General features: G+C 64.4%; 11 protein-coding genes. 6 read left to right on the top strand and 5 right to left on the bottom strand.

What is annotated here, in order from left to right:
- Window positions 1-311: 311 nt before the first annotated feature.
- From DAUD_RS08480 to DAUD_RS08470, 3 genes are all read left to right on the top strand, one after another.
- Window positions 312-3,152 (top strand): DEAD/DEAH box helicase, encoded by a 2,841-nt coding sequence (locus DAUD_RS08480; protein ID WP_012302754.1) that lies wholly within the window; start codon window positions 312-314, stop codon window positions 3,150-3,152.
- Entirely contained in the window at window positions 3,146-3,409 is a 264-nt protein-coding gene (locus tag DAUD_RS08475) for an endonuclease domain-containing protein (RefSeq protein WP_166485163.1), read from the top strand. The genes DAUD_RS08480 and DAUD_RS08475 overlap by 7 nt, the downstream gene beginning before the upstream one ends.
- 142 nt (window positions 3,410-3,551) lie before the next feature.
- Window positions 3,552-3,794, top strand: coding sequence for a type II toxin-antitoxin system Phd/YefM family antitoxin (locus tag DAUD_RS08470; protein ID WP_012302752.1), 243 nt, complete (start codon window positions 3,552-3,554; stop codon window positions 3,792-3,794).
- 153 nt (window positions 3,795-3,947) lie between these two features.
- Here DAUD_RS08470 and DAUD_RS08465 read toward each other — a convergent pair whose 3' ends face one another.
- The 5 genes from DAUD_RS08465 to DAUD_RS08445 all read right to left on the bottom strand — a co-directional run bounded on the left by DAUD_RS08465 (window position 3,948) and on the right by DAUD_RS08445 (window position 5,656).
- A complete protein-coding gene (locus DAUD_RS08465) occupies window positions 3,948-4,469 on the bottom strand; it encodes an N-acetylmuramoyl-L-alanine amidase (RefSeq protein WP_012302751.1) in 522 nt (173 codons plus the stop codon).
- Window positions 4,466-4,648: a YvrJ family protein gene (locus DAUD_RS08460; protein ID WP_200858742.1), complete on the bottom strand. Its 183-nt coding sequence runs from the start codon at window positions 4,646-4,648 to the stop codon at window positions 4,466-4,468. Before DAUD_RS08460 ends, DAUD_RS08465 begins: the two co-directional genes overlap by 4 nt.
- A gap of 78 nt (window positions 4,649-4,726) precedes the next feature.
- Complete coding sequence (locus DAUD_RS08455) at window positions 4,727-4,954, bottom strand: DUF2922 domain-containing protein (RefSeq protein WP_012302749.1); 228 nt, start codon at window positions 4,952-4,954, stop codon at window positions 4,727-4,729.
- A 171-nt stretch (window positions 4,955-5,125) separates the two neighbouring features.
- Entirely contained in the window at window positions 5,126-5,350 is a 225-nt protein-coding gene (locus tag DAUD_RS08450) for a DUF1659 domain-containing protein (protein ID WP_041570899.1), read from the bottom strand.
- A gap of 51 nt (window positions 5,351-5,401) precedes the next feature.
- On the bottom strand, window positions 5,402-5,656 hold the full coding sequence (locus tag DAUD_RS08445) for a hypothetical protein (protein ID WP_012302747.1): 255 nt from the start codon (window positions 5,654-5,656) through the stop codon (window positions 5,402-5,404).
- Between the two features lie 572 nt (window positions 5,657-6,228).
- Between DAUD_RS08445 and DAUD_RS08440 the strand changes: the two genes are divergently transcribed.
- Genes DAUD_RS08440 through DAUD_RS08430 form a run of 3 tightly spaced genes read left to right on the top strand, consistent with a single transcriptional unit; the run spans window position 6,229 to window position 10,767 of the window.
- The gene (locus DAUD_RS08440; RefSeq protein WP_012302746.1) at window positions 6,229-8,649 is read left to right on the top strand and encodes an O-antigen ligase family protein; all 2,421 of its coding nucleotides are present in this window, start codon (window positions 6,229-6,231) and stop codon (window positions 8,647-8,649) included.
- Window positions 8,650-8,663: 14 nt separating this feature from the next.
- Window positions 8,664-10,001 carry a GumC family protein gene (locus tag DAUD_RS08435; protein ID WP_012302745.1) on the top strand — a complete coding sequence of 446 codons (1,338 nt, stop codon included), beginning with the start codon at window positions 8,664-8,666 and terminating at the stop codon, window positions 9,999-10,001.
- Between the two features lie 43 nt (window positions 10,002-10,044).
- A complete protein-coding gene (locus DAUD_RS08430; protein ID WP_012302744.1) occupies window positions 10,045-10,767 on the top strand; it encodes a CpsD/CapB family tyrosine-protein kinase in 723 nt (240 codons plus the stop codon).
- Window positions 10,768-10,859: the final 92 nt, after the last annotated feature.

Below are 10,859 nucleotides of genomic sequence, written 5' to 3'. Positions count from 1 at the left end.
AATTCCGGGGACACCTTACCAAATTTCGGGCGGTTGACGGCGAAGGTCAATCTTCCGGCGCCAAGCTCGCTTTCGCTGGATTGCACACTCACCCAAGCTCTTTCCAGCCGGTAGTTAGCCAATGCCTTACTGTGTTGGCTATTCGTATATTAGTATCCCGTCGCGCTGCACTTCCGAATGGAGCGGGTCCGGGGTCCATAATCTTCCTGCACTACTTTGCAGGGCGTCGACTTAAGGTCTAATATGATAGACCATATTCTAGTACTAGTCTGATAGAGCTGACTTGCACAACCCAAGGGGTGTGACAGAAAGTGTCAGTCCTTCATAACCAGCCTACCGGAAAGCGGGAGCTTGGCCAGGACGATTTGGGTCGGCTTCTACGCTTCTACCTGGCCTGTATCGAGGACGAAGACTTGCGTTCCCTGACTTTGAAGCTGACTCAACATCACCGCTCTTTCATCTCTCCCTGGGACGATCAGGAGTTGCTTTTCGCCACCGAGGCACCGGAAGTTCGCTTTCAGGTGCGGTACAAATCAGATCACGCGCTGCTGACCCGGGGCTTGGCTCAGGCGGGGGAAGCGGAGCGGTTCTTCTACGGCTATCCCTTCTTTTTGGATGAGCGGGATTATCTCTCGCCGCTTTTTGTCCAGGAGGTGGAGGTGGAAGAGGACCGCCGGGGCGGCTTTGTCATGAGGCCGGTAAGTTCCCTTCAGGTCAACCACCACCTGTTTCGCGCCCGGCCGGAAGAGCTGCAGAGCGTGCAAGAGGAACTGGAAGGCTCTTTTGGTTCGTTTGACGCCCGGCTGGAGGCGGCCCTTGCGTATTTGGGGGCCAGTCCGGCTGAGTTTGACGCCGGGAGGCTCGATCCCTTTCCGGGCCGGAGGACACCCCGGGGTCGGTGGATAAACCGGCCGGTCTTGTTCCGCAGTACCCGCAGCAGCTACACGTTCCAGCTTAAAAAAGAGCTGGGTGCTTTGGCCGCGCACGAGCGGTTACTGGCCGGCGCCACAGATACCGCGCTGGGTTACCTGACGGCGCCGGGCCGGATGCGGCGGGCGGACGGGGAGGCGGAGCGGCGGGGGATCGTTGCGGTGCTGCCGCTCAACGAACAGCAGGAACGAGCGGTAAGGGCGGGTCTGACCATGCCGTTCACCGTTGTGACAGGACCTCCGGGAACCGGCAAGTCGCAGGTGGTCGTTGATATTCTAGCCAGCTGCGCCGTGGCCGGCCGCGCGGTTTTGTTTGCCAGCAAGAACAACAAGGCCGTGGACGTGGTACACCAACGTCTGCGTGAGATTCTTGGTGAGGGTGAGGACTGGGTGTTACGGCTGGGCAACCGTGAACGGGTGGATGCCTGCCGGACGGAGATGTTCGACCGCTTGGCGGCCTTGGCGGCCACGGGGTCCGAAGGCAGTGCCGGCGCCGGGGCGGTTGGGTCAGCTATGTCCGCTGTGGAGAACGATATAGCACTGGCACAGGCGGAACTGGAACGGGTACGTGCCTGTTCCCGGTCGTTGCTGGAGGCGGAGGCGCGCCGCCGGCGGATCCAGGCGGTCCTGCCTGAGCACTGGGTGACGGTCAGCGCCCTAGGGGAAATACAACCGCCGGCTATGCCCCTGGATCGGCTGCGGGAGCGCCGGGATGAGGCGCAGGCCTTGGCGGGGGAACGGCCACTTGGTTTTTGGCTGGGGCTGCGGCGGTTGGTGCTGGGGCGGTGTCTCGTCCAGGGGCTGATCAGGGAAATCCAGGCGGCGGCGGGGCTTTTTCCGCCGCAGGTGGGTGAGGATGTGCTGGCGCGGGTAAGGTCCGCTACCGGTTACCCTTCATTGGCTTTGGCCTTGGCGGATTTAGTTTCCTTCGGGGAATGGGCCGCGGCTACCAAAGAAGTGGGGGATGCTGAGCGCCGGTTGGCGCAAATGCCGCCGACATCCGCCATCGCCCGGCGTATCGACGCCCTCAAAGAAAAGAAAGCAGAGTTGTCCAGGGAGTATTTACGCCAAGCCTGGAGGCGCCGGGTGGCCGGAAGTATGGGGGTGGTCCGCCACGAACTGGGCAATTATTTCACGCTGGGCGAAAGGCAATGGCGGACTCAGGGCAACCGGGAATGGCTGGCCGTGTTGGATCAGTTCACGGAGAGTATCCAGAAGCTGGGCCGGATTCTGCCGGTCTGGATCGTGACCAACTTGAGCGCCCGGCGGTCAATGCCGCTAAAACCGGCCATATTTGACTTGGTGATTATCGACGAGGCCAGTCAATGCGATATCGCGTCGGCAATCCCGCTGTTGTATCGCGCACGGCGGGCAGTAGTGATCGGTGATCCCCGGCAACTGCGGCATATCAGTGCCATTCGTCCTGAGCGTGAGGCGGAGTTGGCCAAAGAGGCCGGGGTGGCGGACTTGTTGGCCGGGTGGTCCTACGCGGTGCGTTCCCTTTACGACGCTGCGGAAGGCGCGGTGCTGCAGGTGGGTCGCGAGCCTGTGTTCCTGGCCGAACACTACCGTTCTCACCCGGCGGTGGTGGAGTTTTCTAACCAGACTTTCTATGCGGGCCGCCTCGTCGTCCGGACGGCGCTGAAGGTTCTGGCGGCTAAGCTAGACGGCCAGCCTCTGGGCGTGTTCTGGCACGACATTCGGGGGGATGTGCCGGGGAGTGCCAGGAGCGCGTGGAACGAGGTTGAGGCGCGCGCCGTGGTTGAGTTACTGGAGCGTTGGTACCGGGAGGGGCTCTTGACACGGAGGCAGGGTCGTGCCGAACTGAGCTTTGGGGTTGTCACTCCTTTTCGCCTGCAGATGGAAAAGATTGAGCAGATGATCCAAGCTCGTCCTTGGTGGGAGGCGGTGCGCGGCCGGTTAACAGTGGGTACGGCCCACCGTTTTCAGGGGGACGAGTGTGACGTGATGGTGTTTTCGCCGGTGGTGGCGGAGGGCTTGAGCGTGCGGATGAGCCGGTGGGTGGCGCAGACCGACCAGTTGCTGAACGTGGCGATTACCCGGGCGCGTGGTGTGCTGCACGTGGTGGGAGATTTGGCTGCTTGCCGGGGGCCGGCGGGTATCTGGCGGAGTTTGCGGACTATGTGGCGCAGGGCGGGGGTGGGAGCGCCACCACCGCGCCTTTTGAATCGCCGGCAGAGGAGCGGATGGCGGAGTTGTTGACGGAAAGCGGTCTGTGGTACCGTCCCCAATTTGAAGAGGGGCGTCACCGGCTGGATTTTCTGGTGGTGTCGCCGCTTGGGACTAGGTACGACCTTGAGGTGGATGGACGGGCTCACTGCACGCCGGAGCAAATACACGCGGATCAGGTGCGGGACAGCTTTATGGAAGCGAGAGGGTATCGCGTTGTGCGCGTGGCGGCGCGGGACGTGTTCAACCGGGAAGACGCGGTGGTGCGGCTGCTGGCGAGGCTGCCGTAATGATAATTTCGCACCCCGCGGAAAAGAGACTCCCTGGCGGTTACGGACGACGCCTCTCGGAAACGGTTTTGTTCGGCCGGTTACTTCATTATCACGGGTGGGGGCGCAGTTCCGCAATACTTCTAGAGTGGGGGGCTGCGGTATGCGCAAGGTCGGATCCTATGAAGCCAAAACACATTTGCCCGAGCTTCTGAAACGGGTGGCGCGGGGTGAGCGGATTGCCATAATGAAGCACGGCACTCCGGTGGCGATGCTGGTGCCCGTCGGTTCGCGAGGCAAATCCGATATACACACGGTGATTCGGGATATGCTGGAGTTCCGCAAAGGACGTGCTCTCGGAGAATTGAGCCTGCGCGGGTTGATCGAGGAGGGGAGGAAGTATTGAAGCGTTTCGTGGTGGACTGCTTGGTGGCGATGTCTTGGTGTTAGCGGTCGGGTACCTCCGGGTACCCTAGGGGGACAGTCCCCCTAAGTCCAAAGGGGACTGTCCCCTTTCAGTGCGGGTACCCCCGGGTACCCCGCCGGCCCCGATCCCGCCTTACCGCACCGCGATCCAGGAATCAAACCCCTGCTCCCGCAGTTCCGACGCCAGTTGCTCGGCCCGGTCCCGTTCCCGGAAGGCGCCCACCTGAACCAGGTACAGGATTTCGGGTCGGGCGAGAACGGCTCGCAGGCGCCCAAGGTCCAGGAACCGGCCCGGACAGGCGGTGGCCGCCCCCGGCACCTCCCGGTGGCCGAGCACCTGCGCCACGGGGATCCGGTATTCCGCCATCAGCCGCGCCGCCAGTTCCTGCAGGGCGGCGAGTTGCTCCGGACGGGGCGGCCGTGCCTCCAGGTTCCCGATCACGGCCACCCCGAGGGCCTTGTGGTTCATCCCCCCGGCCAGACAGTGCGCCCCGCGCATGGACGGGGGCCGGCCGGGGACCACGCGGCCGTCGCGCTCGATCACGTAATGGTACCCGATGTCGCGCCAGCCCAGGCGCCGGTGGTATTCCCGCACCTGCCGGGCGTCTTTTTCCTCGGTCCCCGTGTGGTGAATGATGAGGTGCGTCCACTTCACGGGCGACCCCCCTCCACGATGCGCCGGGCTTCGTCCACGTCCACCCCGCCCTGGCGGGCCACCACCACGGTCAGCAGGGCCACCGACTTCTGCAGCTCGCGGATCAGGGGTTCTAAGCGCACCAAAAGGTAGCCGGCCACCACCATGGGGAAGCCGTAGTTGCCGAAAGCGGAGAACATCTCCTCCACGGCGCTTCACCTCCATTCTTATGGAAAGATTGGAACGGGGAGGGGGAGTCCCCTCCCCGGTGTGCGGGGCTAGGCCCCGAACTCGTACTCGGTGACCTCGCGCGCCACCAGCCGGGCGCCCACCGGTTCGACCAGGTCGCCGCCGGCCGAGATGAACACGTCGGCGTCGACGATGGCGTTCATCGCCGCTTCGATCTCAGCCGCCGTCAGGTTCTCCCGGGGTTCGGCCACGCGGATGGTGACCGTCCGGCCGGCCTCGTTGGCGAAGCGGAGTTCCAGAGTCCGCACCACATCCATTCTAAAATCACCTCCTTAAGGAATCGGACCCGGGCGCCCGGGGGCGCCCGGTGAGAGGGCTGACCCGACCCGCTGACCCGCTGTAAAGCGGGTACCCTGGGGGGACAGTCCCCCTAAGGCCCAAAGGGGACTGTCCCCTTTCAGTGCGGGTACCCCCGGTACCCCGGGGCTTTAGGCCTCGACCAGTTCGCTGGTCACCTGGCGCTGCACCGCGTTCAGCGGGTGCACCTGCAGGCCGGCCAGAGCCAGCGCCGCGTCGTACACGGCCTGATCAGCGGCCTCGGGCTTGACGTTGGACCAGCGCCGGGTGCGGAACACCGGGTTCCCCTCGCCGTCCAAGCCCACGGCGAACCGGGCCACGAGCACGCTGGTTACCGGAATCGCATCCACCGCCATGAAATCACCTCCCCACCCTGCCAACGGGCCTCCGGCGGGGCCGGAGCCCGGCTAAACCAGCGGTCCCGGAGGACCGGGCCGAATCTTCACTTCCTTTGTCCTGTGCGCGGCCGCCCGGCGGAGCATCTCTTGCCGCGCGAATCCGGGCCGGACACCCGCCAGCCGGCATAACAGCTCGAAAAGCGGCGTGTCCAGGAAGAACCGGGCGGAGAGGTACGTGCCCCGCCGCCCACCCCCCGCACCCCGGCAAAGATCCCGGTAAGTCTTGCGCAGCACCGCCCTGGACAGTTCCTGGTATCCGTCCAATCCCGCCACTCCCGTGGAATACGGCCCGGCCGACCGCCGTTGGGGCGGTTGCGCATCGCCGGCCGCGGTGAAAGGGGGGCAGCAGGTGACCGTTATTGGCGTATTCCGGTCCGTTCAGCCGGCTGCTGCCCGCTCCTATCCAAAGAATACACCATGGTCCGAAAACGCCCAAAGGCGGGAAATCCTTGCCGATTTAAAATAGATGCCCCCGGCGCGTGCAAGGGGCGGGAATCTGTAAATATCAGTCGGCGGTGAAGTTTGCCTGTGGGATTCTGGAAACGACCTTGAGAAGGTTCTGGAAAGCTTGGAAAGGGTGACGTTAGAAAGGCTCCCCTGAAGGTTTATTTCCAGGGGAGCCCGGGTTCCGGTTCATTGATGCGCCGTGCGGTTTCCGTAAGTGTGAACGGCTTGTACTTGCCCATAGGGCGTTACAACTATTTTCCTAATGTCTCCCGAGGAGGATGAGGCGGCCTATGATCGCTTTTAGTCCCGGTGACGATTTTAAAGAGGATTTTTAGAAACTGTTGTCGAACAAGGAAATATATACCGAGTATGCAACGAGGATGAACATATTGGCTTTGAATAAGGCGATCGTCACCCCGCGGACTCCGCCCATCCTCCATCTTAATCTACGTCCCTTTTTTGTGCTGGGGCTGTGGGTGATCCTGTTTTCCGCGCCGTTTTTCCGCGGCTTGTTCTTTCCCCCGGAGTTGCTGACGGCACATATCCTGGTGGGCGTGGTGTTCGCCCTGTGTGTCTACGACCAGGTGCTGCGCCGGGAGGTGGGTTTCCGGTTCACCGGCCTGGAATGGGCGATGCTGGCGTTGGTGGCGGCCTACCTGTTGTCCCTGGTGACGGCGGTGCACATCCGGCCGGCGGTGGGCGAGGTGCTGAAAGTCGTCAGTTACGTGATGATCTTCTGGATCGCTTTCCGGGCGGTGCGCGCGGAGCGGGACCTGGACCGGGTGCTCCTGGTGACGTACGTCGGCGCCCTGGGGGTGGCGCTGATCGGGATTGCATCAATCGCCGGGCTGTTCGAGTTCCCCGGGGGGGTGATGCACAATCGCATCGCTTCCACGTTGCAGTATCCGAACACGCTGGGCATTTTCCTGGCCATGCTGACCGTGGTGGGTGTGGCCTTGAGCGTGAAGACGGACCGGCTGTGGCCGAAGCTCTTCTTCGCGATGGGCGGCGCCGTTCTGGTGACGGTGGTTTTGGGGACCCAATCCCGGGGCAGTTGGGTGGTCTACCCCTTCATCCTGGGCGGTTTCGCGGCCGTGCTGCCGGAGGCCTACCGCTGGCGGGCGGCGTACCACATCCTGATCCAGGTGAGCTGCGGACTGCTGGCGGCGAAGGGCTTTTTTGACGCCCTCAAGGCCGGGGAGCCCAACACGGCGCTTTGGTATCTGGGCGCCGGCGCAGCGGCGGCCCTGGTGCTGCAGACTTTGTACCATGGGCTGGGGGTCTGGCTGAACCGGGAGACGGTGGCCGAATCCACCAGGCGGCTGGTGGCCTGGGGCGGGGTGGGCTACTGCTGTCTGGTGCTGGCCTTGTACCTGATGTATGCTTCCGCCGCCATGCCGGCGGCGGGCGGACGGGCCCTGCTGGCCGAGGACGTGTTTGTGCGGGCGGGCGCGATCTCCGGCGAGGAGCGGAGCTTCACCGATCGGATGACCATGAACCGGGACGCGCTGCGCATCGTGAGGGATTACCCCGTGACCGGGGCGGGCGGCGGGGGCTGGAACGCGCTGTACCACCAGTACCAGTCCTACCCGTACTGGACGACCGAGACGCACAATTACTTCTTCCAGACCTGGGTGGAGGCGGGGACGGTGGGGTTTGCGGCCGTCCTGGCCCTGTGGGGTTTCTTCGTCTACCTGCTGGTGCGCCTGTGGCGTTACGGGGCGCGGAACGGGGTGTGGGTGTCCACCTGGGCGGCGGCGGTGGCGGTGTTGGGGTTGGGGTTGCACAGCTTCTTCGACTTCAATCTGTCCATGGCGGCCATGGGTCTCCTGCTTTTCGCCTATATGGGCCTGGTGCGCGCGGGGGCGGGGTTGGCTGTTGGTGCCTCCGGGAATGTTGCCCCGGGAGAGGGGCGCAGGCGGAAGAAGGGGAAGGGCGAGGAAAGCGGGCCGGAGGTGTCCGCCCGGCCCCGGCGGCTGATCGGGGTGGCCGTGATCGGTACGGTCGCGGCGGCGGTGCTGGTGGTGCCGGCGTCCAGTCTGTATGCCGCCGGAAGGCTGGGGGCGGAGGGGGCCCGGGCCATGTACGGCCGAGACCTGGACCAGGCGGCAGAGCTGCTGCAGGAGGCGGCCCGGCGGGACCCGTTTACGGCCACCTATCCCGGCGACCTGGCGCAGATTTACGCGGTGCAGGCGCTGGCCGAGGACGACGCGGTGAAGCGTTACCGGGCGATCGGGTACGCGCGGCGGGCAGCGGCGCTGGAACCCTACGGGATCAAGATCCGGTCCTCCAATTTGAACGTGTACCATCTCCTGCGGGAGCCCAAACTGGTGGTGGCAGAGGCGGAGGCCCTGCTGCTGACGAACCCGCTGCATTTGCCCAATTACGAAATCCTGGGCCGGACCTACATCGGGGCGGCCCGTTACGGTATCGAGCGCGGCGAGCTGGAAGCGGCCCGGGATTACGTGCAAAAGGCGCTGGACTTGCCCGGGCGGGTGGAGCGGCAGGCTGAGCGGCTGGAGGAGCGGTTCGTGACTCGGTGGCGGGAGGCGGCGGAGCAGAGCGCTTCCCTAAAGCTGGTGCTGGGACAGGCCCACTACCTGCGGGGCGAATACGAGCCGGCGGAGGCATTCTTGCGCGCCGCGGCGGCCAATAAGGAGCTAAAGTGGGAGAGTGAGCTATGGCGGGCGGCGGCTTACAGCCGGATGGGCGAAGAGGATACGGTGGAGGAAATCTTGACCTGGCTCCGGGCGGAGCAGGGGGACACGGACAGGCGGTTTGAGGAAGTCCTGGCCCTGCCCGTACTCTAAAAGGGAGGCCGATCATGAACGAGCAGCAGAAGAACGGACCGCAAAGGCCGGCATTCACCGAGGACGTGATTGACCTGCGGGCTTATTTCAAGGTCCTGCACAAGTGGCGCAAGGTGATCGCGCTGGGGACCTTTCTGGCCGTGCTCACCAGCGGCATCCTGAGTTTCTTTATTCTGCAGCCGGTGTACGAGGCCAAAACGCTCTTGATGGTCACCCAGGCCGCGGACCGGCAGCGGGTGGTGGAACAGGACGGCCTGGAGGGCGTGGTCGGGACCCTCTCGCGGATTCCGGTGATGACCATGAACACCTACCTGGGGCAGATCAAGAGCGAGGCCCTGATGGACCGGGTGATCGCAAAGCTGGGCCTGGACCGGGCGCTGTATGAGCCCAGGCACCTGCTGGAGATGGTGGACGCCTCGGTGATCAAGGACGCCAACCTGATCGAAGTGCGAGTGCGGCACACCGACCCGGTGCTGGCGCGGGATATCGCGAACGCCATCAATACCGAGTATCTGTTGATGCTGTCCGACAAGAACGAGGAGCAGATGGCCCGGTCGGTGGACTTCCTGGAACGCCAGCGGGACGAAGCCCTAGCGCGGCTGGACGAGGCGCAGGGAAAACTGAAGGAGTTCGAAGCGCAGCCGCGGAGCGTGGCCGTGTTGGAGGCGGAATTCACCCAGAAGTCAGAAGATCTGGCCCGGTACAAGTCGCGGCTGAACACGGCCGTGATCGAGCTGCAGCAGATCAGCGCCGGCGTGGCCCGGATGCAGGAGGAATTGAACGCCACGCCGCAGACCATCAGTGTGGAACGAAGCACTGATGAAGGAGTGGTCACCGCCCGGGAGCCCAACCCGGTTTACGCGACCCTGTCCGAACGTTTGAGCGAGCGCAAGGCCGCCCAGGCGGAGAAGGAAGCCGAGGTACAGGCACTGACCCAGCTGATCGCCGGCCTGGAGGGAGAGACCAGCGTGCTGCTGGCCGAACTGACGACCAAGCGGGCCGGCCTGGACCGGCTGCGGGACGAGGTGAACCGTCTGGATGCCACGGCGAATCTGCTGGCGCAGAAAGTGACGGAAACCCAGATTGCGCGATCCATTGACCTGGGCCAGACCTCGGTGGTGGTGGTGTCGCCGGCGAACACGCCGACCACGCCGGTGAAGCCGAACAAGAAACTGAACATGGCGGTGGCGTTGGTGCTGGGACTGATGGTGTTCGTGGGATTGGCCTTCGTGCTGGAACACCTGGACTACACGATCAAGAACCCGGAGGATGTGGAGCGGCACCTGGAGCTGCCGGTGCTGGGAGTGGTGCCCGCGGTGGACGCGAGGGCGGCGCAGCGGTCCACCTACTGACGCCGGACACGCGGCGAGGATAACGTACAGGAGGCGGAACGAGATGCAGATGACCGGCAAAAACGGCGCTTTCGTGGACCTGGTCGCCCATAAGCATCCCAAGTCGGCGGCGGCCGAGGCCTACCGCACCCTGCGGACCAACCTGGGTTTCGCGGCGCCCGACCGGCCGGCCCGGGTCATTTTGGTGAGCAGTGCGGGACCGGCGGACGGGAAAACGACCACGGTGAGCAACCTGGCGGTGGTGCTGGCGCAGGCGGGGCACAGTGTGTGCCTGGTGGACTCCGATTTGCGCAAACCCCGGCTGCACCGGTTGTTCGGGGTGGAAAACACGGCGGGGCTGACCAACGTGCTGTCCCAGAACGCCGGCCTGGAAGAGGTGGTGGTGAACACGGAAGTTGACCGCCTGGCGCTTTTGCCCAGCGGGCCGATTCCGCCGAACCCGGCGGAATTGTTGGGTTCGGGCCGCATGCAGGAGGTGCTGGACCGGCTTGCGGAACGGTACGACTTCGTGCTGGCCGACTCGCCCCCGGTGCTGGCGGTGACCGATACCAGCCTGCTGGCCGGCCAGGTGGACGGGGTGCTCCTGGTGATCAGGGCGGCCGACACCCGGGTGGACCTGGCCCAGGAGGCGAAGGCCCAGTTGGCGAAGGCGGGCGGGCGGGTCCTGGGCGTGGTGCTGAACAAGGTGCGGCTGTCCGCCAAGGATTACGGTTACTATTACTACTACCACCACCGGCCGGTCAAGGAGGACCAGATCCGGCTCTAGCCTCTTCGGTGCCACCGGTCCTTTGCGACAGGGTTGCGACAGGGGACGGTTCTCCTGTCGCACCAAACTTCTCAGGCCATCTCAGGGAGTAG

The sequence above is a fragment of the Candidatus Desulforudis audaxviator MP104C genome (assembly GCF_000018425.1).
Classification (GTDB): domain Bacteria; phylum Bacillota; class Desulfotomaculia; order Desulfotomaculales; family Desulforudaceae; genus Desulforudis; species Desulforudis audaxviator.
The sequence above is the reverse complement of the archived record's forward strand: the minus strand, read 5'-3'. Positions and strand labels throughout refer to the sequence as shown.

What these genes read in the sequence shown, in the direction of transcription:
- DAUD_RS08470 (WP_012302752.1), top strand. Translation starts at nt 3,552, where the DNA reads ATGCGCAAGGTCGGATCCTATGAAGCCAAAACACATTTGCCCGAGCTT.
- DAUD_RS08460 (WP_200858742.1), bottom strand. Translation starts at nt 4,648, where the DNA reads ATGTTCTCCGCTTTCGGCAACTACGGCTTCCCCATGGTGGTGGCCGGC.
- DAUD_RS08455 (WP_012302749.1), bottom strand. Translation starts at nt 4,954, where the DNA reads ATGGATGTGGTGCGGACTCTGGAACTCCGCTTCGCCAACGAGGCCGGC.
- DAUD_RS08450 (WP_041570899.1), bottom strand. Translation starts at nt 5,350, where the DNA reads ATGGCGGTGGATGCGATTCCGGTAACCAGCGTGCTCGTGGCCCGGTTC.
- DAUD_RS08435 (WP_012302745.1), top strand. Translation starts at nt 8,664, where the DNA reads ATGAACGAGCAGCAGAAGAACGGACCGCAAAGGCCGGCATTCACCGAG.
- DAUD_RS08430 (WP_012302744.1), top strand. Translation starts at nt 10,045, where the DNA reads ATGCAGATGACCGGCAAAAACGGCGCTTTCGTGGACCTGGTCGCCCAT.